Source organism: Cupriavidus consociatus (genome assembly GCF_017814975.1).
In the GTDB taxonomy this organism is placed as follows: domain Bacteria; phylum Pseudomonadota; class Gammaproteobacteria; order Burkholderiales; family Burkholderiaceae; genus Cupriavidus; species Cupriavidus consociatus.
On sequence record NZ_JAGIQA010000006.1, the window covers coordinates 140,804 to 162,458 of the forward strand.

Consider the following 21,655-nt stretch of genomic DNA (forward strand, 5'->3'; position numbering starts at 1 on the left):
TGGATGCGTGCGCTCAGGCGTGTTTCTGGTACAGCGTCACGACGCAGGCGCCGCCCAGCCCCAGGTTGTGCGTCAGCGCCAGCCGGGCGCCGTCCACCTGGCGCTTGTCGGCGGTGCCGCGCAGTTGCCGGACCATCTCGAAGCACTGCGCCAGCCCTGTGGCGCCCAGCGGGTGGCCCTTGGACAGCAGGCCGCCCGACGGGTTGACCACCCACTTGCCACCGTAGGTGTTGTCGCCGTCATTGACCAGCTGCTCGGCACCGCCTTCCTCGCACAGGCCCAGGCCTTCATAGGTCAGCAGCTCGTTCTGCGCGAAGCAGTCGTGCAGTTCGATCACGTCGATATCCTGCGGGCCGACTCCCGCCTGCTCGTACACCAGTTGCGAACCCTCGCGGGTCATGTCGAAGCCGACCACGCGGATCATGTCGCGCGCGTCGTAGGTGCTGGGCCGGTCGGTGGTCAGGGACTGGCCGGCGATCAGCACGTCGGTGTTCAGTCCTTTCCTGCGCGCGAAGTCCTCCGACACCACGATGGCGGCCGCCGCGCCGCAAGTCGGCGGGCACGCCATCAGGCGCGTCAGCACGCCTTCCCACAGCGCGGGCGCGGCCAGCACTTCTTCGGGAGTCAAGACGTTGCGGAACACGGCCAGCGGATTGTTGGCGGCATGGCGGCTGGCCTTGGCGCGGATCCTGGCGAAGGTCTCGAGTCTGGTGCCGTACTTGTCCATGTGGGCCTTGCCCGCGCCGGAGAACTGGCGGATGGCGTTGGGCAGGTCCTTGCGGTCGACCAGTTCGTCGACCAGGTTGAGGGCGCGCTCCAGCGCCGGGGCGCGGTCGTCCCAGCGTGACTTGAGCGCGCCGGGCTGCATGTACTCGAAGCCGACTGCCAGCGCGCAATCCACGGCGCCGCTCTGCACCGCCTGGCGCGCCAGGAAGAGGGCGGTCGAGCCGGTTGCGCAATTGTTGTTGACGTTGACCACCGGGATGCCGGTCATGCCGACCTGGTACAGCGCCTTCTGGCCGCAGGTGGAATCGCCATAGACGTAGCCGGCATAGGCCTGCTGCACATCTTCATAGCTCAGGCCGGCGTCTTCCAGCGCCTGGCGCACGGCCGTTGCGCCCATCACGTCATAGGTGTCGCTGCTGCCCGGCTTCCTGAACGGAATCATGCCGGCGCCGGCGATGAAAACCTTGCGAGTCATGTGTGTGCTCCGATGGATGTTCTGGATACTTGTGGGGTTACAGCTTGCGCGAGATCAGTTCGCGCATCACTTCGCTGGTGCCGCCGTAGATGCGCGTGACGCGTGAATCGGCAAAGGCGCGCGCCACCGGGTACTCGAGCATGTAGCCGTAGCCGCCGTGCAGCTGCACCATCTGGTCCAGCGCCTGGCCCAGCGCCTCGGTCGCGTACAGCTTGGCCACCGCGGCTTCTTCCAGCGTCAGGCGGCGGCGGATGTGCTCGCCCAGGTAGTGGTCGATCATCAGCCGCACGGCGATCGCCTGCGCCTTGATGTCGGCCAGCTTGAACTTGGTGTTCTGGAAGTCCCACACGGTCTGGTTGAAGGCCTTGCGGTCCTTGACGTAGGCCAGCGTGTGCTCCAGCGAGACTTCGAGCTTGGCCGCGGCGCTGATGGCAATCGACAGGCGTTCCTGCGGCAGTTCGGCCATCAGGTAGCCGAAGCCCTTGCCTTCTTCGCCGAGCAGGTTGGCCACCGGCACGCGCACGTTGTCGAAGAACAGCTCGGCGGTGTCCTGCGCGTGCTGCCCGACCTTGTCGAGCTTGCGGCCGCGGCGGAAGCCTTCGCGGTCGGCTTCGACCACGATCAGGCTGACGCCGCGCGAGCCGGCGCTCGGGTCGGTCTTGCAGATCATGATGATCAGGTCGGCGTTCAGGCCGTTGGAGATGAAGGTCTTGCTGCCGTTGATGACGTATTCGTCGCCCTCGCGGATCGCGGTGGTGCGGATCGCCTTGAGGTCGCTGCCGGTGCCCGGCTCGGTCATGCCGATGGCCAGGATGGTTTCGCCCGAGCAGACCTTGGGCAGCCAGCGCTGCTTCTGTTCCTCGTTACCGATGCGGGCGATGTATGGCGCGATGATGTCGGAATGCACGCCGAAGCCCGGGCCGCTGATGCCGGCGCGCGCCTGCTCTTCGTTGAAGATGGCGGAGTGGCCGAAGTCGCCGCCGCCGCCGCCGTACTCGGTCGGCAGCGTCACGCACAGCAGCCCTTCGCGGCCGGCCTTGAGCCAGGTCTCTCGGTCGACCTTGCCGGCCTTGTCCCACTCCGCCTGGCGGGGCAGGCATTCGCGCTCAAGGAAGCGCCGCACCGTGATGCGGAACATCTCGTGGTCGTCGCGGAAGATCGTGCGTTGGATGTCCATGGAGGTCTCCGGATGTCAGTCCGCAAGTTGATGCCCGCGGCGTGCGGTCTGCGGCGCGACAAGTTTTCTGGGAAAGTGGTTCGGGCACAGGTCGCCGGCTGGTTGCGGGCCGGGCCACTGGCATGTCGCTAAGGTACTGGGGGGAGGGGGGAGGCGAACACCACCCGCGTCAGGTGGTGGGGTGGGCGCGGGTTGTCCCGCCCAAAGGGCGGGAGCTGGATTGGTATCAGGCGCGTTATATCAGGCCCGCGCCGCGCAGAGGGAAAGGGGGTAAGCCCTCGGGCGCGCTTGAGCGGTGTCAGCGTGCCCCGTCGGCCGGCTGGCTGCCCAGGCCAAGTTCGCGGTCGCGCACGCGCGCCACCGCCTCGTCGCGGCTGCCCACGTCGAGCTTGCGGAAAATGTTGCGCAGGTGCCATTTCACCGTCTCCGGCGACAGGCCCAGCGTGCGCGCGATCTTCTTGTTCGGCAGCGCCTGGCCGAGCAGGCGCACCACGTCGGCCTCGCGCTCGCTCAGTTCCTCGGTGCGGCCCTCTGCCGGTCCCGCGGGCACTGCGCCGGTTGCCGCCGCGCCGGCCGGTTCCCGCTGCGGTAAGGCCTGCTGCAGCCGCTCGATGTAGAACGCCAGCACCGGATCGAGCCCGGGCGTGCCGGCGATGTCGTCGATCTGCCGCATCGACCCGGGAAAGGCGTCGATCAGGCTGCGCATCAGCCCGAGCCGGTGCCCGCGGCGAAGGCCTTCGAGCGCATGCTCGCGCGCCGCGACAGGTTCGCCGCGGCGCGTGGCAACCACCGCGGCCAGCATGTGCAGCTGCGCCACGTGGCGCTGCCAGCCGCGCGTCTCGCAGTAGGCAATCAGCGGCGCCAGCCGCGTCCAGGCCGCGCGCAGGTCGTCATGCGCCAGGCTGGCCATCACGTGGGCCCGCTCGGTCACCATGTGGATCGCGTCGAGGAAGCCGCGCGGCGCATGGCGGTGGCGCGCGGCAATGGCATCGAGCCGCGCCAGCACCGCTTCGGCCGTGGCAATGTCGCCGCTGGCCACGTGCAGGCGGACCTGGTTGGACAGGCTCTGGGCAACCAGCCGGTCCAGCCGCTGCTGCGTGCCATAGTCTTCCAGCCGATCCAGCTGGGCGAAGGCATCGAGCCGGTGGCCGATGATCCAGTGCGCCGCGGCCAGCACGGTATGCACGCGCAGCACGGAATCGGGGATCGACACGCGCTCCATCACGTCGACGCGGTCTTCGAGCAGCTTGCGCGCGGCGTCCAGGTCGTTGTGCTCGTACAGCACTTCGCCCAGCAGCGCGGCGGCAAAGTACTCCGGCTCGGCGCCGGCGCCGCCGTGCCCCACCTGCTCGACTTCGCGCAGCACGTCGCGGCTGATGCGCTCGACCTGCGTCATGTTGCCTTCCATCGCATGGCTGAACCCGATCAGGCAGCGGCCGTTGAGCATGCCGCTGGCGGTGCCCAGCAGCGGCACGCCGTCGACCAGCAGGGGCGGCGCGGAGACCTGGAGCGCGCGCGCGCGCTCATAGTCGCCCAGGTGCATGTACAGCAGCGACAGCAGGTTGTTGCGCGAGCCCATGTAGAAGGGCGTGGTGTCTGCCGGCGCGGCTTCCACCTCGGGCAGCAAGGCCAGCGCGCCGGCGGTGTCGTCGCGCAGCAGCACCAGGCCGAAGCGCAGCAGCGCGAGCCGGTAGCGCAGCGAGGTGCTGTCGGGCCCGGATCCGATATCGGCTTCGAGCCGGTCGGCCGCCGCCGCGCAGCCGTCGAGGTCGCGCGTGAACATCTGCATGCGCAGCGCCAGCAGCCGCAGGCCCGGACGTGCCTCGACCTCGCTGGCGGGCAGCAGGCGTAGCAGACCCAGCGCCTTGCGCACTTCGCCGCGCGCGATCAGCGTGTCGGCATAGCGCTCCACCAGTTCGGCGGCGGTGCCTGCATCGCCGGCGAGCACGGCGTGGCGGACGGCCTCGGCCAGCATCCGGTGGTCGCGGAACCAGCGCCAGGCGGCGCCGTGGATGGCGCGCTGCTGCGCTTCACCGCGCGCGCGGAAGCGCTCGGCCAGGGTCTCGCGCAGCAGCGGGTGCAGGCGGTACCAGGCTTCGCGCTCGGGACCGGGCGTGGGGGTGATGAAGAGGTTCTCCTGCTCCAGCCGCGTCAGCAGGGCCAGCACCTCGTGCTCGCCCATCGCCTGTTCGCCCAGCGCCTGGCACAGCGATGCGGTAAAGCGCTCGCACGCGGCCGCGCGCACCAGCAGCTCGGCTTCGTCGGGTGCCAGCCGCGACAGGACTTCGCGCTCGAAATATTCGGCGAAGGCACCGGCGTCCTGCACATTGGCCTGCACCAGGCCGCTGGCGAAGGTCAGGCCGCTGGCGCTGGCCTTCTTGCGTTTCCAGTGCGCGGCGAACAGCTGCAGCCCGGCGACCCAGCCGTCGGCCAGCTCGTGCAGCAGGCGCGCATCACGCGCGCTGATCTCGCCCAGCTGGGTCCGCAGGAAGTGCTGCGATTCGGCCAGCGTGAAGCGCAGATCGCGCTGATCCAGTTCCAGCAGCTGGCCCTGGTCGCGCAGGCGCCCCAGCGACAGCGGCAGCGCCGCGCGTGTGGCGAGCACCAGGTGGAAGTTGGGCGGGGCGTAGTCGAGCAGCCATTGCAGCGGCTGCAGCACGCGGGAAGAGCCCAGATGCTGCGCGTCGTCGAGCACCAGCGTCACTTCGCGCGAATGCGCCCCGATGCCGCGCACCAGCGCCACGATGGCGCGCTCCACGGCTTCGTCGTCGGTGCCGCGCTCGGCCAGCAGCACGGCCTCGCGCGTGATGTCGGGACTGATTTCGGCCAGGCAGGCAAGCATGCGGTCGAGCCAGCGCTGGCGCTCGTTGTCGGCGGGTTCCAGCGCCAGCGCGGCCATGTCGAAGCTCAGCGCCAGCAGGTCAAGGCGCCAGGCGCTCAGCAGCGCGGTCTTGCCGTAGCCGGCCGGCCCTTGCAGCACGATGCAGCGCCGGCGGCGCGCCTCGGTCAGCTGCGTCAGCAGCCGTTCGCGCGCGACCACGCGCGCGGCGCTGCGCAGCGATGCCGGGCGCGACGGCGGCGAGGGCAGCGTGGTCGACTGGCTGCCGGGTGGCGACGGAGGGTTGGCTGGCGAGTGGGGCATCGGTGCGGCGGAATCAGCAAGCCTGTGCGAGCCATGCAAGGCGGCGCTGGCTCGCAGGCGCCAGGCCTCCGGCCCCGGCGGGACAAGAGGCGGTTGTTGCCGCGATTGTAATGGCAGAAACCACGGCCCGGCGAGACCGCCCCGGTACAGACATCGGCATGCCCGGTGCCGTGTCAGCGTCATGTGCATGCCCGGGCGCAGTCAGCACATGCGCCACCCGAGCAGGTGGGTGAGGGCTTGCGCTATTCGGCGGTGGCGCCGCTGGTCTTGATCATGCGCGCGATCACCGGCTCGGTGGCATCAAATTCGCGCCGGAATTCGGCCGGGCTGTTGCCGACCGGTTCCATGGCCAGCGCGTCCAGACGCGTGCGCATGCCGGGCGAGACAATCGACGCGCGCGCTTCCGTTTCCAGCCGCGACAGGATCGCCGCCGGCGTGCCAGAGCGCACGAACAGGCCGAACCACGCCGGCGAGCGCAGCTCGTGCTCCTTGAGCCCGGCCTCGGCCATGGTCGGCACCTCGGGCAGTTCCTTGATGCGCTGCTCGCCCATCACGGCCAGCGGGCGTATGCGGCCGCTCTTGAAATGCGGTCCCAGCGTGGTCATCGAGCCGATCACCCACGACACATTGCCGGCGATCATGTCCTGCACCATGGGCGCCTCGCCCTTGTAGGCGACGTGCGCCATGTCGAGGTTGCGGGTCTGGTTCAGGTGCGAGCCCACCAGGTGCGGAAAGGTGCCGACGCCATACGAGCCGTAGCTGACCTTGCCCTTGTTCTTCGCGGCCCAGTCGAGCAGCTCCTGCACGCTCTTGACCGGCACGTCCCGGCTGACGGCCAGCACGATCTTGCCGACGCACAGCTCGGTGATAAAGGACAGGTCGCGGCGAACGTCGTACTGCACATTGCGGTACAGGTGCGGCGTGTTGATCAGCGGCGACGAGTGGCTGAGCAGCATCGTATAGCCGTCAGGCGCGCCGCGCGTAATGGCCTGCACCGCGATCACGCCGGCGCCGCCGGGCTTGTTGTCGACGATGACGGTCTGTCCCAGGCGCTTGCCCATGTCTTCGGCCAGCGCGCGCGCCAGCGTGTCGGTGGCGCCGCCGGGCGGCCCCGGGACCACCAGCGTGATCGGGCGCGACGGATAGGTTTGCGCGCCGCATGCGGCGCTCCAGGCGCTACAGGCGATCAGGGCGAATGCAATCAGGGAGGTCTTGCTGCGCATGTCGTTTGCCTCGGTGGATCAACGGTGTGGGAATGGCGAGATACGACCAAGGTAGCGGATGGGAGGGGGTGGCCCCCCCCACCGGAACGGGCGGGGTGGGATAGTCCTATCAGTGTCTACCCTAGACCGCTGCCGCTGCCGCTGCCGCTGCCGCTGCCGCTGCTGAGCGAACTCAGGGAAGAGGTGCGCGCGCTCAGCCGCCGTGCCCGCAGGCTGGCACTGGCGCAGGCCAGCGCCGAAGCGAACGATACTGAAGGTGCCTGCCATGCCCGCCTCGCGACGCTGTTCGAGCGCTGGATCGAAGATCGCGCTGGCCGGTCGCAGGTAGTGTGGGGGAGGCACAGTGGCGCAGCGTCGGCGCGGGCGTCCCGTGCCAGACGCGCGAGCATCAGTGCGCGTCGTGCAAGACCCGCTGGACGCAGCATCGCAGTGCGGCGGACCCATTCACCGTCTGGACCTTCAGCGGCCACGGCCGCACCGCGTGCGTGGCCGCGCAGGATGTGAAAATGGCCTGAGACGGCTGCCCGGAGGACGGCGCCGGTCCGGCCTATTCGCCCCGAGGCCACCGACGCTCAGTTCACCGCGCGTGCCTTGCCTTGCCAGTGCGGCGCGCGCAGGTCCCGCTTGAGGATCTTGCCGGCGCCGGACAGCGGCAGCGCCTGGCGGAACTCCACGCTCTTCGGGCATTTATAGCCGGCGATATGCGCCCGGCAATGCTCGCGGATCTCGTCTTCCGTCGCCTGCGCGCCAGCCTTCAGCACCACCACGGCATGCACGGCCTCGCCCCATTTCTCGTGCGGCACGCCGATCACCGCGCTCATCGCCACCGCGGGATGGCGGCCGATGACGTTCTCGACCTCAGCCGAATAGACGTTCTCGCCGCCGCTGACGATCATGTCCTTGATGCGGTCGACGATAAAGATGTAGCCCTGCTGGTTCATGTACGCGCCGTCGCCGGTATGCAGCCAGCCGTCGCGCAGCGCGCGGGCGGTGTCTTCGGGGCGGTTCCAGTAGCCGGGTGTGACGCCGCCGCTGCGCACCAGGATCTCGCCGACGGTGCCGCGGGGGACTTCGTTGCCGTCGGCGTCGGCGATCTTCACCTCGATGCCGATGCCGGCGCAGCCCGCCGACAGATGCAGCCCCTGCGCGCGCGCCGCGCTGCCATGGTTGCCGGGCGGGTTGGTGGTGACGATCATCGATTCGGTCATGCCGTACGAGTGCGCAAACTCGACGCCGGGCAGCTTCTCCATGGCCTGTTCCAGCACTGCTGCGCTGATTGGCGACGCGCCGTAGCCCAGCCGCTGGACGCTGCCGAGATCGCACCTGTCGAAGTCGGGGTGATGGATCAGCATCTGGATGGTGGTCGGCACCATGCCCAGCTCGGTGATGCGTTCGCGCTCGATGGTTTCCAGCACCTCGCGTGCTTCGAACGACGGCAGGATGACGTGGGTCTCGCCCGCGATGAACTGCATCAGCACGCGCGCGATCGCGGCGATATGGAAGAAGGGGTTGGTATGCAGCACGCGGCCCCCCTTCAGCGGCGGGGTGTCGGCCATGCGCTGCAGGGTGCCGCACCATAGCGAGCCGTGGGTCTGCATGACGCCCTTGGGAAAGCCCGTGGTGCCGCCGGTGTACATGACGATGGCGAGGTCGTCGCCGCCGCGCTGCGCATCCGGCACCGGCGAGGCCTCGTCGATCATCCGCTCATAGGACAGCATGCCGGCGGGCGCTTCGCCGTCGCCGGCATGGATCAGCACCGGCTCGCGCCGCGCCGCGGCGCGAATGCCGTCGGCCATTGGCAGGAACTGGTCGTCGACCAGCAGGATGCCGGTGTCGCAGTCATCGAGCGAATAGACCACCTCCGGCACGCTCCAGCGCACGTTGACCGGGTTGAGCACGCCACCGCCCCACCACGCGGCCATGGCGAACTCGAGGTAGCGGTCCGAGTTCTGTGCCAGGATCCCGACGCGGTCGTTGGGCCGCATGCCGAGCGCCTGCAGCGCGCCGGCCAGGCGCGCGACGCGCTCACAGAACTCGCGGTAGCTGCGGCGCCGGCCGCGGAAGATGGTGACGATCTCGTCCGGCTGCTGTTGCAGCGAACGGTGCAGGGTTCGGGTCAGGTACACCGTTGTCTCCGTTCTTGCTTTCTTGACGTTGGGCCGGCGCATGGTCAGGCCGGATTGGCTGTATTGTGCGACGCCCGGCGATTATGGAATTCGGATCTGCCGAAGGCAGGGTTTGCCGGGCGGAAGCGCGCGCGGCCCCGCTGCTGGCGCCGGCCGCTACAATCCGCGATGGGACATTTCTGAATACAGGTAAGAAGACTCGATGACATACATCGTTGACGCGGTGGACGAGGCGCTGGGCCTGCTGATGCTGGTGGCCGAGCATCCTTCGCTGGGGGTGACCGAACTGGCCCGCCGCGCGGGGCTGACCAAGGCGCGCGCCTTCCGCCTGCTGGCCACGCTGGAGCATCGCGGCATGATCGCGCGCGAGCCTGCGGCCGCGGTCTACAAGCTCAGCTACAACGCCTTGCTGGTGGGCAATGCCGCGCGCGACCAGTTCGACCTGGTCAAGGTGGTGGCGCCGCGGCTGGCGGCGATCGGCGCGGCCTGCGGCGAGAACGTGATCGTGCGCGTGCGCGACGGGCTGGAATCGGTCTGCGTGGCGCGGCACGAGTCGTCGCAATCGGTGCGCGTGCATACCGAGGTGGGCAACCGGAGGCCACTGCATGTGGGGGCGTCAGGCAAGTTGCTGCTGGCGTTCGCAGCGCCCGAGGTGATCGACGCCGTGGCGGCGCACAGCCTGGAGCGCTTTACCGAGCGCACCATCGTCACGACCGAGCAGTTGCGCGAGGAGCTTGCCGCGATCCGTGCCGCCGGGCACGCCGTGTCGCTGGGCGAGCGCGATGCCGACGCGGTGTCGGCGGCGGCGCCGTTGCGCGACCACGGCGGAGCGGTGGTGGCATCGCTGAGCATTGCCAGCCCGGCCAGCCGGACCACGCCCGAGGCACTGGACCGGCATGTCGCGATGGTGGTGGAAGAGGCCGCTGCGCTGTCGCGAGCGTTGGGGTATGCGGGCGGCTGACGCCGCGATCGCGTAACAATTTTCAATTATGAGCGGCGCTTCGGCGCCGCTTTTCGTTTGTCCTGATTTTTTATTTTTCCGGGTAAACCCTCGTTACTGCTCTCACGCTGATGTTTTATTCTTCGATACATCGTATCGATAAATGAAACAATGTTTCGATCAACGAGATTTCCCCATGCCACGCTGGCGATTGTCTTGGCCCTGTCCGCAGTTGCAGCGGCAAGCCGCCCGACGCATGCCGCCGACCTGCGCATCGGCTACAAGGCCGAGGTCAGCGCTGCCGATCCGCACGTGCTCGACGCCGCTGGCCGCAACCTCTGGGGCCACGTGTACGAAACCCTGGTCGGCCTCGACAACGCCTTGCGCCCGGTGCCGCTGCTCGCCACCAGCTGGCGCCAGCTGGACGACCACAGCTGGGAGTTCCTGCTGCGCCCCGGCGTGAAGTTCAGTAATGGCGCCTCGTTCAGCGCCGAGGACGCGCGCTATTCGATCGAGCGCGCGCGCAAGCTGCCCGGCGCGCGTACCTTCCGCACCTACCTGAAGTCGATCGAGACGGTCGAGGCCACTGGCCCGCTGACGCTGCGCGTGCGCACCCGCACGCCTAATCCGGTGCTGCCGCAACACATCGGCATGGTGGCGATGCTGCCGCACGGGCTGGGGCAGGGCCTGCGCGAGGCGGACTTCGCCCATGGCCCGGCGAGCATCGGCACCGGCCCGTATCGTCTGGTGGCATGGGAGCACGGCCAGCAGCTGACGCTGGCGCGCAACCCCGGCTACTGGGGCGGCGCGCAGCCGTGGGAGCGCGTGGTGTTCCAGTTCATCCCCAAGGAGCCGGCGCGGGCGTCGGCGCTGCTGTCGGGGCTGGTTGACGTGATCGATGCCTCGTCGGCCAGCATTGCCGAAGCCTTCGCGCGCACCAATGGCCGCATCCGCACGGTGTCGGCGACGTCGTACATGCTCAACTACCTGCAGCTTGACCAGGGGCGGGCGGTGTCGCCCTACGTGCAGGATGCCGCCGGCCGGCCACTGCCCGTCAACCCGCTGCGCGATGTGCGCGTGCGCCAGGCCATCAGCCTCGCAATCGACCGCGACCTGATCGCAGCGCGCGTCACCAAAGGGGATTCTGTGCCCGCCGGGCAGATGGTGCCGGCAGGCTTCTTCGGCTTTGCGCCGGGCGTTCCCGCGCCGCGCGCCGATGCCGCGGAAGTGCGCCGGCTGCTCATCGCGGCCGGCTATCCCGACGGCTTCCGCCTGACGCTGCATTGCCCGAGCGACCGCTACCTGAACGACGCCAAGACCTGCGAGGCGGTGGGCCAGATGCTGACCCGCACCGGCATCCGCACCGAGGTGCGCACGTTGCCGTACTCGGTCTATATCACCCGTGCCACCTCGGGCGGCGAGGGCGGCAAGCCTGAGTTCAGCGTCTTCCTGCTCGGCATCGGGGCGGTCAGCGGCGATTCGCTCGAGCCGCTGGTCGCGGTGGCGCACAGGCAGGACAAGCCCGCCGGCCTGGGGGCGAACAACCGCAGCGGCTATGCCAATCCCGCACTGGACGCGCTGGTCGAAACCTCCATGCGCACCATGGCGCCGGCGCAGCGCGAGCAGTTGCAGCGCCGTGCCGCCGAGATGCTGGCCGCCGACACCGGCATCGTGCCGCTGCACCACCTGCGCGCCGCCTGGGCCTACCGCGCCGGGCTGGTGGTGCAGCCGCGCGCTGACGGCTTTACCTACGCCGCCAATATCCGCCCCGCAGCGCCGGCAGCGGCCGCTGCGGCACAACCCTGACGATTCACCGCCTTCCGTCCTGATCGCTATGCTCGAAACCCTGTTGAAGCGGCTGCTGCAAAGTCTCGTCGTGCTGTGGCTGATGTCGGTGCTGACCTTCTGCGCGGTCAACCTGATCGGCGACCCGGTCCACCTGCTGGTCAGCCCCACCGCCACCGAGCAGGAAATCGCCGACGCGCGCCACGCGCTCGGGCTGGACCTGCCGGTGCCGCAGCAATACCTGCGCTTCATGCGGGGCGCGCTGCGCGGCGACCTGGGCGAATCCTTCATCTACAACCGTCCCGCGATCGAGCTGATCGTCAGCCGCGTGCCGGCCACGCTGGAGCTGGCCGTGACCGCGCTGCTGCTGTCGCTGGGCATCGGCATCCCGATGGGCGTGTTCGCCGGGCTCAGGCCGGACAGCCGGCTGGCGCGCGCGCTGATGGCGGCCTCGCTGGGCGGCGTGATCATGCCGACGTTCTGGGTCGGCATGATCGGCATCCTGGTGTTCTCGGTGAACCTGGGCTGGCTGCCATCGGGCGGACGCGGTCCGGTCACCAATGTGCTCGGCATGCCGCTGTCGGTGACCAGTTGGGAAGGCATCCGCTTCCTGCTGCTGCCGGCGCTGACGCTGTCGCTGTTCAAGATCTCGCTGGTGGCGCGGCTGGCCGAGGCCGGCACGCGCGACGTGGCGGGGCAGGAGTACATCAAGTTTGCGCGTGCCAAGGGCGTGGGCGGGTCGCGGCTGGTGCTGCGCCACGTGGTGCCCAATGTGCTGATCCCGATCGTCACCGTGGTCGGGCTGGAATTCGGCCACCTGATCGCTTTCTCTGTGGTGACCGAGTCGGTGTTCTCGTGGCCGGGCATGGGCAAGCTGATCATCGATTCGGTGCTGGCGCTGGACCGCCCGGTGGTGGTGGCTTACCTGCTGGTCACGCTGGTGCTGTTCGTGGTGCTGAACCTGGTGGTCGACCTGCTCTACGTGGTGCTCGATCCGCGGCTGCGCCACAAGGCGGGCTGAGCCCGGCTGCATCCATCCCCACAGAAGCCATAGAAATCGAACGAGAACCGATGACCCTGCCTGCATCCCAACCTGACACTGCCGTGCCGGCGCTGGCGGCAACCGCGGCGCATGCCGCGCCGCTGCCCATCGCGCCGCCCTCCATGCGGCCCACGCTGCTGCGCCGCTTCGTCGCCAACCGCGTCGCGGCGGCGGCACTGGTGCTGCTCGTCGCTCTGCTGCTGGTGGCCGCGCTCGCCCATGTCATCAGCCCGCAGAACCCGTATGACCTGGCCTCGGTATCGGTGATCGATTCCGAGTTGCCGCCCGGCAGCGCCGGCTATGAAGGCAACGCGCACTACTGGCTCGGCACCGACGGCGCCGGCCGCGACCTGGTCAGCGCGATCTTCTACGGCATCCGCATCAGCGTGGGCGTGGGCGTGATCAGCGCGGTGGTTGCGCTGATGGTCGGCAGCGCCGTTGGCCTCGCGGCGGCTTATTTCGGCGGTGTGGTCGATGCCGCGATCATGCGCGTGGTCGACCTGCAGCTGAGCCTGCCGGCGGTGCTGGTGGCGCTGATCCTGCTGGCCGTGCTGGGGCAGGGCGTGGACAAGACGCTGCTGGCGCTGGTGATCGTGCAGTGGGCCTACTTTGCGCGCACGGTGCGCGGTGCGGCGCAGGTGGAGCGGCGCAAGGAGTATGTCGAGGCGGCGCTGGGCCAGGGGCTGCCGGCGCTGCGCGTGATGTTCCGCCATATCCTGCCCAACTGCATGGCGCCGCTGGTGGTGACCGGCACGCTGCAGATCGCGCATGCCATCACGCTGGAGGCGACCATGAGCTTCCTCGGCATCGGCCTGCCGCGCACGCAGCCGTCGCTGGGCATGCTGATCGCCAACGGCTTCGAATACATGCTGTCGAACAAGTACTGGATCAGCATTTTCCCGGGCGTGGCCCTGGTCCTGCTGATCGGCTCGATCAACCTGGTGGGCGACCGCCTGCGCCGCGTGCTGAACCCGCGGCTGGAAGGCTGAGGCCGGGAGACGGACATGGCACTACTGGAAGTCTGCGGGCTGAGCACCAGCTTTGCATTCGCCAACGGTCGCAAGGCACTGAAGGCCGTCGACGACGTCTCGTTCACGCTGGAGCCAGGCGAAATCCTCGGCATCGTTGGCGAGTCCGGCTCGGGCAAGTCAGTGACGGCGTTCTCGCTGATGAACCTGCTGGACCCGCCCGGGCGCGTCACTGGCGGCTCGGTCCGCTTCAAGGGGCAGGAGCTGCTGGCGTGCTCGCCGCGCCAGTGGCAGGCGCTGCGCGGTGACCGCATCGCGATGGTGTTCCAGGACCCGATGATGTCGCTGAACCCGGTGATGCGCGTCGGCGACCAGCTGGTCGAGACCGTGCGGGTGCACCACCGCCGCACCCGCGCGCAGGCGCATCAGCAGGCGATCGATGCGCTGGCGCGCGTTGGCATCCCGGCGCCGGGGGAGCGCATGCGCGCCTATCCGCACGAGTTGTCCGGCGGCATGCGCCAGCGCGTGGCGATCGCCAACGCGTTGATCAACCAGCCCGACCTGATCATTGCCGACGAGCCCACCACGGCGCTGGACGTCACCATCCAGGCGCAGATCCTGTACGAGATGAAGCAGCTGGTGCGCGACACCGGCGCCGCCGCGATCTGGATCAGCCATGACCTGGCGGTGGTCAAGGACCTGGTCGACCGCGTCTGCGTGATGTATGCGGGCAAGGTGGTGGAGCAGGGGCCGGTGGCCGAGCTGATCGCGCGGCCGTTGCATCCGTACACGCGCGGACTGCTCGATTCATTGCCCACGCCCGAAATGCGCGGCGCCACGCTGCGCGCGATTCCCGGCGCCGCGCCGGCACTGGCAGCGCTGCCGCCGGGATGCGCCTTCGCGCCGCGCTGCCCGCGCGTGCGCGAGGCCTGCGGCCAGCCGCCCGCGGCAACCGTGGTGCGCGGCCGCACGCTGCGCTGTTTTTATCCATTGGAGTCGGCATGACCGTGCTGCTTGAAACCCGCCAGCTGCAGAAACGCTTTTCGCTCAAGCCCGGCCTGCTGGGCCGCGTGGCCGGCAAGCCGGTGCAGGCCGTGCACGCCGTCAACGAGGTCTCGCTGCAGGTGCGCAAGGGCGAGGTGCTGGGCGTGGTCGGCGAGTCCGGCTGCGGCAAATCCACGCTGGGCCGCATGCTGGCCGGGCTGCTGCCGCAGAGCGGCGGCGAGATCGCGTGGGAAGGCCAGCGCGCCGATGTCGCATCGGCCGGCTATCACCGCGCGGTGCAGATGGTGTTCCAGAATCCCTATGCTTCGCTCAACCCGCGGCTGCGCATCGGCCAGGCCATTACCGAGGGCGCGGTCTACCACCGCATGGTCAGCCGCGCGCGGGCGACGGAGCTGGCCGGGGAACTGTTGCAGCAGGTCGGGCTCGACCCCAGCTACGCCGAGCGCTATCCGCACGAGTTTTCCGGCGGCCAGCGCCAGCGCGTGGCGATCGCCCGCGCGCTGGCGCTGCACCCGCGGCTGCTGATCTGCGATGAAGCCGTGTCGGCGCTCGATGTCTCGGTGCAGGCGCAGATCATCAACCTGTTCATGCAGCTGCGGCGCGAGCATGGGCTGACCTATGTCTTTATCAGCCACAACCTGGCGGTGGTGGAGCACATGTCCGACCGCGTCGCGATCATGTACCTGGGCCGCATCGTCGAGAGCGGCGATGCGCGCACGATCTTCGGCGCGCCCAACCATCCCTATACCCGTGCGTTGCTGGCCGATGCGCCGCGGCTGGGCGGTGGCGCCGCCAGCCACCAGCCGATCCGCGGCGAGTTGCCAAGCCCGCTGGCGCCGCCCACCGGCTGCGCCTTCCATCCGCGCTGCCCACATGCCAGCGCACGCTGCGCGGCCGAAGTACCGGTGCTGCGCGATGTCGGCGGACGCCTGTCCGCCTGCCACCTGAATGACTAGCTAGCCGCCGCACGCGGCCGCGCTCTCGCTCCGTGCCTTGCGTTGCCTTCCCGCCGAGGCGGGACGGCGGGGAGCGTTCGCGTCCGCAAGCAGGAACGAACTGGCAGAGACGGGAAATCCAACGGGGGATGTCATGCAACGCCAACCAGGGAAGGGAGAAGAGCCATGATCCAACACAGAGCAGACCGGCCGCACTTGCGTCATGCCTGCCTCGGCGGCGCGCTGGCGCTGCTGTCGGCCGCGGCCGACGCATCGTTGACGCTGTACGGCCGTATCGATACCGACATCGAATACCAGAAGGGGCCGGGCGGCTCGGCAACGCAGATGGTCGACAACGCCTCGCGCTGGGGCATGCGCGGCAGCGAAGACCTCGGCGGTGGACTGCGTGCCGCATTCGGCCTGGAGCAGGGCTTTTCCGCCGACAGCGGCATGGCCACCAACCCGCAGTTCCGCAATGCCTTCATCGGGCTGCAGGGCGGCTTTGGCGCGTTTGCGCTGGGACGGCTGGATTCCGCCACCATCGTCGGTTCGCCGATCTATTCGCAGGTGACGCAGAATATCGACTTTGCCATCCACGATGCCGGCGCCACCGCGATCGGCACCAAGGTGCTGAATGCGCGCAACCGCGTGTCCAATGCGCTCGGCTACGTGACGCCCGACTTTGGCGGCCTTTCCGTGCGGGCGCGCGTGAACCTGGCCGGCCCTGATCCGGCCACGCCCAACGCCAGCTCGCCGGTGAAGGCGGAGGACGATTTCCGCCAGTACGACATTGGCCTGAACTATGCGGCAGGCAAGTTCGGGGCGGGCCTCGGCTATGCGCGCGATGCCAAGACCGGCGGGCTGCTCGCCAACGACTTCCGCGACAAGGTGCAGGTGGTGGCGTCCTATGACTTCACCGTGGTCAACGTGTACGGGATCTACGGGCGCGACCGCTACGTCGGCACCGCCACCACGCGCACCGACGTGCCGTACTGGCTGGTTGGCTTCACCGTGCCATACGGTGCGCACAGCCTCACCATCAATTACATGGAGCGCGCGGTGCAGCGCGACCCGCAAGGCCGGCTGAAGAAAATGCAGGCCGCCTATGGCTACCGCCTCAGCAAGCGCACCATGCCTTATGTTTTCTTTGACCGAGAGGACCAGAACTCGCACAGGGCTGGCGATACCGTGACCACGGCCGGCATCGGCATCCAGCACAAATTCTGAGTATGACGCTTCCTTATACGCTGACCGAACCCGCTGGCGCGGCGTTGCCGCTGGTGGTCGATTCTCCGCACAGCGGGCAGGCCCGCGCCGGTAGTCTGCCGTCCGCGCTGCCGCTGGCGGCCCCGCCCGAAGCCCTGCTGACAGGCTGGGACGCCTATGTCGACAGGCTGTTCGCGCACGCGCCGGCCGTGGGCGGCACGCTGCTGTGCGCGGAATTCCCGCGCTGGCTGGTGGACGTGAACCGCGCCCGCGACGATATCGACCCGGCGCTGGTCGACGGCGCCCTGCCGTTCGCGCTACGGCCCAGCGACAAGGCCCGCCGCGGCATGGGCGTGCTGCGCCGGCTGGCGCTGCCGGGCGTGCCGGTCTACGGTGCGCCGCTGTCGCCTGCCATGGCCGAGCATCTGCTGAAGGCCTACTACGATCCCTACCATGCCGCACTTGCCCGCGCGATGGCGGCGCACCATGCGCGCTTCGGTGCGGTGTGGCATATCGACTGCCATTCGATGAAGTCGCGCGGCAATGCCATGAACGTGGACGACGGCTCGGAGCGGCCTGACTTTGTCATCAGCAACCGCGACGGCACCACGTGCGCGGAAGCGTTTATCGAGCTGGTCGGCCAATGCCTGCGCGGCTTTGGCTACCATGTCGGCATCAACTGGCCGTACAAGGGCGCGGAACTGGTGACGGCGTATTCGGACCCGGCGCGCGGGCGCTACAGCCTGCAGATAGAGATCAACCGCGCGCTGTACCTGGACGAGGCACGCTTCGTGCAGCATGAAGGGTTTGCCCGCCTGCGCGGCCACCTCGACCAGCTGCTCGAGCGCGTGGCCGAGCATATCCGCGCGGAGCTGGCGCGCGGCGCATGAGCGGGCTCAGAGCACCTTGCCCGGGTTCATCAGTCCCAGCGGGTCCAGCGCGCCCTTGATCGCACGCATCAGCGCCAGCTCGACCTCGCTCTTGTAGTGCTGCAGTGCCTCGCGCTTGAGCTGGCCCACGCCATGCTCGGCCGAGATCGAGCCGCAGTGCGAGCGCACGCTGTGGTGCACGATGCGGTTGACCTGGTCCTGGTTGGCAAGGAAGGCGTCATGGTCGATGCCTTCCGGCGGCGACACGTTGTAATGCAGGTTGCCGTCGCCAAGGTGGCCGAAGGTCACCATGCGCGCGCCGGGGAGGGCGTTCTGCAGCAGCGCGTCGGTGGTCTCGATGAAATCCGCCACGCGCGAGACCGGCACGGCGATATCGTGCTTGATGTTCTTGCCGTCCTCGACCTGCGCCAGCGGGATATGCTCGCGCAGGTTCCAGAAGTCGCGCGACTGCTGCACCGATTCGGCCACCACGGCGTCAAGCACCACGCCGGCGTCGAAGGCGGCGTTCATCAGCGTTTCGAAGATGGCGCGCGCGTGGGCTTCGCCCTCGCTGTCGGATAGCTCCATCAGCACCAGCTGCGGGTGGATGTCGGCGAACGGGTAGCGCAGCTGGGGGTAGTGCTGCGTCACCAGCGCCATGCAGCGCGCCGACATCAGCTCGAAGCCGGTCAGCATCGCACCCGCATGCGACTGCGCGATCGCCAGCAGCGCCAGCGCGGCACGCGGGCTCTGCACCGCGGCCAGCGCGGTGACCGAGGCGCGCGGCAGCGGAAACAGCTTCATCACGGCGGCGGTAATGATGCCGAGCGTGCCTTCGGCGCCGATATACAGGTCGCGCAGGTCGTAACCGGTATTGTCCTTGCGCAGGCCGCGCAGGCCATGCCAGGTGTCGCCCGTCGGCGTCACCACCTCCAGCCCCAGGCACAGCTCGCGCGTATTGCCGTAGCGCAGCACCGCGGTGCCGCCGGCATTGGTCGACAGGTTGCCGCCGATGGTGCAGCTGCCCTCGGCCGCCAGGCTCAGCGGAAACAGCCGGCCGTGCTCGCGCGCCACCTCCTGCAGGTGCTGGAGCACCATGCCGGCTTCGACGGTGATGGTGTTGTTGAGCGGATCGACCTGGCGGATGCGGTTGAGCCGCTGCAGCGACAGTACCACCGCATCGCGCCCGGCCGCCGGCGTGGCGCCGCCGCACAGGCCGGTATTGCCGCCCTGCGGCACCACCGCCACCTTGTGCGCATGGCAGGCATGGACCGCGGCCGCGACTTCTTCGGTGGTGCCGGGGCGCAGCACGGCCAGCGCCTCGCCGCAATAGCGCTTGCGCCAGTCGGTCAGGTAGGGGGCCTTGTCGGCAGCCCCGGTCAGCACGTGCTGCGGGCCCAGCGCGGCGCGGCACAGGGCGAGGAAGGAATCTTGGGACGAGGTCATGGGCGGGGAATCGATTCGTGGGGGCGCCGGCTCAGCGCTCTTGCGGCGCTGCCTTGGCGGCCGCACGGGCGCGGCGCTTGTACGGCCGCAGGTACAGGATGGTGCTGGCGAAGAACACCAGCGTCAGCGCCACCTCCACCCAGGCCAGCGTCGCCGAGAAGCCGCGGTCGCTGGTGGCGCGCACGATGCCCTCGGTGAAGAACAGCAGGATCAGCATCGATGACCACTGCATGGTGTAGCGGTTGCGCGTCAGCACGCCGCGCAGCGGCAGCAGCAGCGGCAGGAACTTGATGATCAGCCACGAGCCGCCGGGACGCAGCGGTGCCAGGAACCATTCCCAGGCAATGCACAGCACCATCAGCGCCACCAGGCTGCCCGCGCTGATCCGGTGCAGCCAGGGGCTGTGCAGCGCGCTGTCGCTGTCTGCGGGCGCGTTCATGCGTGTGCTCCTGACAGGCGCAGCGCGGTTTGCGCCAGGCGCCGGCCCATGGCCATCGCCAGCGCCGACTCGTCGTCGGTGACGGGGCCGCGGTTGTCGACATAGGCATGGTGGCTGGGGCCGTACGGTGTGCCGCCCGAGGTGGTCGTCATCAGGCCCTTCTCGGAATAGGGCAGGCCCATGATGAGCATGCCGTGGTGCAGCAGCGGCAGCATCATCGACAGCAGCGTGGTTTCCTGGCCGCCGTGCAGGCTGCCGGTGGCGGTGAACACGCAGGCGGGCTTGCCGGTCAGCGCGCCCGACAGCCACTGGGCCACGGTGCCGTCCAGGAAATATTTGACCGGCGCGGCCATGTTGCCGAAGCGCGTAGGGCTGCCCAGCGCCAGCCCCGCGCACTCCTCCAGGTCGCGCAGCTCGGCATAGGGCGGGCCGTCGGCGGGGATGTCGGGGGCGGTGGCCTCGCACACGGTCGAGACCGGCGGCACCGTGCGCAGGCGTGCCTGGGCGCCGGGGACGCTGTCGATGCCGTGGGCGATCAGTTCGGCGAGTTTGCGGGTGCTGCCGTGGCGGCTGTAATACAGGACGAGGATGTCGGTCATGGAGCGGAATGGCCGGCGCTGCCGGAAGGGGGCGGCGGGTGCCGCAGGCAATGCGCGTATTATAGAGGTGCCCCCGCGCGCGCTCCCCCGCGAAGCGCCGCTTCCGCATCCCGGCAGTTGCCCGTCCGCTTGCCGGCCGCTGCCATCGTTCAAACCGACCCATCTATCCAGGAGATTGCTGACGCATGCTTGGTACCCGCGCCGCCCGTCTGCGCAGGGAATGGAACCTGCAGAAGGTCCGCGCACTGGCGCGCTATGTCGCGCGCCGCGCTGGCGAGGACCGGCTGCCGCAGGTGTCCGCGAGCCTGACATTTACCACCGTGCTGGCCGTGGTGCCGGTGCTGACGGTCGCGTTCGCGCTGCTGGCCGCGTTCCCGGTGTTCCGCGACTTCCGCAATGCCATCGAGGCGTTCCTGTTCCAGAACCTGATTCCCGGCAACGTCAGCGAATCGATCTCGCGCTACATCGGCCAGTTCGCCAAGAGCGCGCGCGGGCTGACGGCGATGGGCCTGGGCGGACTGATGGTGACGTCGGTGCTGACCATGCTGACGGTGGAGGACGCGCTCAACGCGATCTGGCGCGTCAAGCAGCGGCGGCCGCTGGCGCAGCGTGTGCTGGTGTTCTGGGCGGTGCTGACCTTCGGCCCGGTGCTGATCGGTGCGAGCCTGTCGATCAGCTCGTACCTGATCTCGATCTCGGCGGGCTACGTCGGCACCATGCCGGTGGGGATCGGCCTGCTGGTCAGTGCGACGCCGGTGCTGCTGTCGGCGCTGGCCTTTGCCTTCCTGTACACCGCTGTGCCCAACGCCTACGTCGAGTGGCGCGATGCCATCGTCGCCGGCCTGGTGGCCGCGATCGCGTTCGAGTTCGCCAAGCGCGGCTTCGGCTATTTCATCACGCATATCCCGGCCTATACGGCGGTCTACGGCACCTTTGCGGCGCTGCCGATCTTCCTGCTGTGGATCTACCTTAGCTGGCTGGTGACGCTGCTGGGCGCCACCATCGCCGCCAACCTGCCGGTCATCCGGCAGGGCTACTGGCGCCGCCGCACCTTTGCCGGCAGCGAGTTCTTCGACGCGCTGGGTGTGCTGCTGCTGCTCTACCGCGCCCGCGACGAGGTGCCGCGCAGCGTGGGCGAACTGGACCTGGGCCGCAAGCTGCGCGTGGAAGCGGATTACCTGGCCGGGCTGCTCGGCAAGCTGAAGGCCATGCACCTGGTGGGACGGCTACAGCAGGAGCGCGGGCAGGCCCACTGGGCCTTGCTGTGCGATCCGTCGCAGGTGACGCTGCGCATGCTGCACGACCGGCTGGTGCTGAACCTGCCGCGGCTGCCGCGCACGGCGCTGGCGCAGCAACTCCGTGGCGCCGAGTCGCTCAGGTCGGTGCTGCACAATCCGTTGCTGGACCAGACACTGGAGGCGGTCTTCAACCAGCAGCCATCCGGCCTGCCGCCCGCAACCGGCGACGCCGCGCCGCAGCGGCGCACATTGGAAGTGGTGCCACCGGGCTGGCACGGGCAGGTGTGAAGCCCGGCAAGGGCACGGCGCTCGCG

17 protein-coding genes are annotated in these 21,655 nt (G+C 69.0%); 9 read left to right on the forward strand and 8 right to left on the reverse strand.

Annotated elements, in window-relative coordinates; all coding sequences use genetic code 11:
• Nucleotides 1-13: 13 nt before the first annotated feature.
• From J8I82_RS10640 to J8I82_RS10660, 5 genes are all read right to left on the reverse strand, one after another.
• Nucleotides 14-1,201 carry a lipid-transfer protein gene (locus J8I82_RS10640; protein WP_209757084.1) on the reverse strand — a complete coding sequence of 396 codons (1,188 nt, stop codon included), beginning with the start codon at nt 1,199-1,201 and terminating at the stop codon, nt 14-16.
• Between the two features lie 37 nt (nt 1,202-1,238).
• Complete coding sequence (locus J8I82_RS10645) at nt 1,239-2,378, reverse strand: acyl-CoA dehydrogenase family protein (RefSeq protein ID WP_209757086.1); 1,140 nt, start codon at nt 2,376-2,378, stop codon at nt 1,239-1,241.
• 298 nt (nt 2,379-2,676) lie between these two features.
• Nucleotides 2,677-5,520, reverse strand: a complete 2,844-nt coding sequence (locus J8I82_RS10650; RefSeq protein ID WP_209757088.1) for a winged helix-turn-helix domain-containing protein — start codon at nt 5,518-5,520, stop codon at nt 2,677-2,679.
• A 242-nt stretch (nt 5,521-5,762) separates the two neighbouring features.
• On the reverse strand, nt 5,763-6,743 hold the full coding sequence (locus J8I82_RS10655) for a Bug family tripartite tricarboxylate transporter substrate binding protein (protein WP_209757090.1): 981 nt from the start codon (nt 6,741-6,743) through the stop codon (nt 5,763-5,765).
• A gap of 572 nt (nt 6,744-7,315) precedes the next feature.
• On the reverse strand, nt 7,316-8,869 hold the full coding sequence (locus tag J8I82_RS10660) for a long-chain-fatty-acid--CoA ligase (RefSeq protein ID WP_209757092.1): 1,554 nt from the start codon (nt 8,867-8,869) through the stop codon (nt 7,316-7,318).
• A gap of 202 nt (nt 8,870-9,071) precedes the next feature.
• On the opposite strand from J8I82_RS10660, the gene J8I82_RS10665 reads away from it, so the two are divergent.
• The 8 genes from J8I82_RS10665 (at nt 9,072) to J8I82_RS10700 (ending at nt 17,640) form a co-directional block, all read left to right on the forward strand.
• Nucleotides 9,072-9,830: an IclR family transcriptional regulator gene (locus J8I82_RS10665; protein ID WP_209757094.1), complete on the forward strand. Its 759-nt coding sequence runs from the start codon at nt 9,072-9,074 to the stop codon at nt 9,828-9,830.
• A 150-nt stretch (nt 9,831-9,980) separates the two neighbouring features.
• On the forward strand, nt 9,981-11,615 hold the full coding sequence (locus J8I82_RS10670) for an ABC transporter substrate-binding protein (protein ID WP_209757096.1): 1,635 nt from the start codon (nt 9,981-9,983) through the stop codon (nt 11,613-11,615).
• 28 nt (nt 11,616-11,643) lie between these two features.
• Entirely contained in the window at nt 11,644-12,615 is a 972-nt protein-coding gene (locus tag J8I82_RS10675) for an ABC transporter permease (protein WP_209757098.1), read from the forward strand.
• A gap of 50 nt (nt 12,616-12,665) precedes the next feature.
• Nucleotides 12,666-13,625, forward strand: a complete 960-nt coding sequence (locus tag J8I82_RS10680) for an ABC transporter permease (protein WP_209757100.1) — start codon at nt 12,666-12,668, stop codon at nt 13,623-13,625.
• 15 nt (nt 13,626-13,640) lie between these two features.
• Nucleotides 13,641-14,609, forward strand: coding sequence for an ABC transporter ATP-binding protein (locus J8I82_RS10685; protein WP_209757102.1), 969 nt, complete (start codon nt 13,641-13,643; stop codon nt 14,607-14,609).
• The gene (locus tag J8I82_RS10690; protein ID WP_209757104.1) at nt 14,606-15,565 is read left to right on the forward strand and encodes an ABC transporter ATP-binding protein; all 960 of its coding nucleotides are present in this window, start codon (nt 14,606-14,608) and stop codon (nt 15,563-15,565) included. The genes J8I82_RS10685 and J8I82_RS10690 overlap by 4 nt, the downstream gene beginning before the upstream one ends.
• Before the next feature lie 165 nt (nt 15,566-15,730).
• Nucleotides 15,731-16,771: a porin gene (locus J8I82_RS10695; protein WP_209757106.1), complete on the forward strand. Its 1,041-nt coding sequence runs from the start codon at nt 15,731-15,733 to the stop codon at nt 16,769-16,771.
• A gap of 2 nt (nt 16,772-16,773) precedes the next feature.
• Nucleotides 16,774-17,640 (forward strand): N-formylglutamate amidohydrolase, encoded by an 867-nt coding sequence (locus J8I82_RS10700; protein WP_209757107.1) that lies wholly within the window; start codon nt 16,774-16,776, stop codon nt 17,638-17,640.
• Between the two features lie 6 nt (nt 17,641-17,646).
• Here J8I82_RS10700 and J8I82_RS10705 read toward each other — a convergent pair whose 3' ends face one another.
• The 3 genes from J8I82_RS10705 to wrbA are packed head-to-tail and all read right to left on the reverse strand — an operon-like array spanning nt 17,647 to nt 20,103.
• Nucleotides 17,647-19,065 carry an FAD-binding oxidoreductase gene (locus J8I82_RS10705; RefSeq protein WP_209757109.1) on the reverse strand — a complete coding sequence of 473 codons (1,419 nt, stop codon included), beginning with the start codon at nt 19,063-19,065 and terminating at the stop codon, nt 17,647-17,649.
• A 31-nt stretch (nt 19,066-19,096) separates the two neighbouring features.
• Nucleotides 19,097-19,504, reverse strand: coding sequence for a DUF2069 domain-containing protein (locus J8I82_RS10710; RefSeq protein ID WP_209757111.1), 408 nt, complete (start codon nt 19,502-19,504; stop codon nt 19,097-19,099).
• Entirely contained in the window at nt 19,501-20,103 is a 603-nt protein-coding gene (gene wrbA, locus J8I82_RS10715; protein WP_209757113.1) for an NAD(P)H:quinone oxidoreductase, read from the reverse strand. Before wrbA ends, J8I82_RS10710 begins: the two co-directional genes overlap by 4 nt.
• Nucleotides 20,104-20,288: 185 nt before the next feature.
• Here wrbA and J8I82_RS10720 point away from each other — a divergent pair, with 185 nt between their 5' ends.
• On the forward strand, nt 20,289-21,629 hold the full coding sequence (locus tag J8I82_RS10720; RefSeq protein WP_209757115.1) for a YihY family inner membrane protein: 1,341 nt from the start codon (nt 20,289-20,291) through the stop codon (nt 21,627-21,629).
• The last annotated feature ends 26 nt before the right edge of the window (nt 21,630-21,655 follow it).

Excerpts from the sequence above, each read along its gene's own strand:
- J8I82_RS10655 (WP_209757090.1), bottom strand. The coding sequence starts at position 6,743 with ATGCGCAGCAAGACCTCCCTGATTGCATTCGCCCTGATCGCCTGTAGC.
- J8I82_RS10675 (WP_209757098.1), top strand. The coding sequence starts at position 11,644 with ATGCTCGAAACCCTGTTGAAGCGGCTGCTGCAAAGTCTCGTCGTGCTG.
- J8I82_RS10710 (WP_209757111.1), bottom strand. The coding sequence starts at position 19,504 with ATGAACGCGCCCGCAGACAGCGACAGCGCGCTGCACAGCCCCTGGCTG.
- wrbA (WP_209757113.1), bottom strand. The coding sequence starts at position 20,103 with ATGACCGACATCCTCGTCCTGTATTACAGCCGCCACGGCAGCACCCGC.
- J8I82_RS10670 (WP_209757096.1), top strand. The coding sequence starts at position 9,981 with ATGTTTCGATCAACGAGATTTCCCCATGCCACGCTGGCGATTGTCTTG.
- J8I82_RS10650 (WP_209757088.1), bottom strand. The coding sequence starts at position 5,520 with ATGCCCCACTCGCCAGCCAACCCTCCGTCGCCACCCGGCAGCCAGTCG.
- J8I82_RS10685 (WP_209757102.1), top strand. The coding sequence starts at position 13,641 with ATGGCACTACTGGAAGTCTGCGGGCTGAGCACCAGCTTTGCATTCGCC.
- J8I82_RS10645 (WP_209757086.1), bottom strand. The coding sequence starts at position 2,378 with ATGGACATCCAACGCACGATCTTCCGCGACGACCACGAGATGTTCCGC.
- J8I82_RS10695 (WP_209757106.1), top strand. The coding sequence starts at position 15,731 with ATGATCCAACACAGAGCAGACCGGCCGCACTTGCGTCATGCCTGCCTC.
- J8I82_RS10705 (WP_209757109.1), bottom strand. The coding sequence starts at position 19,065 with ATGACCTCGTCCCAAGATTCCTTCCTCGCCCTGTGCCGCGCCGCGCTG.
- J8I82_RS10720 (WP_209757115.1), top strand. The coding sequence starts at position 20,289 with ATGCTTGGTACCCGCGCCGCCCGTCTGCGCAGGGAATGGAACCTGCAG.
- J8I82_RS10700 (WP_209757107.1), top strand. The coding sequence starts at position 16,774 with ATGACGCTTCCTTATACGCTGACCGAACCCGCTGGCGCGGCGTTGCCG.
- J8I82_RS10690 (WP_209757104.1), top strand. The coding sequence starts at position 14,606 with ATGACCGTGCTGCTTGAAACCCGCCAGCTGCAGAAACGCTTTTCGCTC.
- J8I82_RS10680 (WP_209757100.1), top strand. The coding sequence starts at position 12,666 with ATGACCCTGCCTGCATCCCAACCTGACACTGCCGTGCCGGCGCTGGCG.
- J8I82_RS10665 (WP_209757094.1), top strand. The coding sequence starts at position 9,072 with ATGACATACATCGTTGACGCGGTGGACGAGGCGCTGGGCCTGCTGATG.
- J8I82_RS10640 (WP_209757084.1), bottom strand. The coding sequence starts at position 1,201 with ATGACTCGCAAGGTTTTCATCGCCGGCGCCGGCATGATTCCGTTCAGG.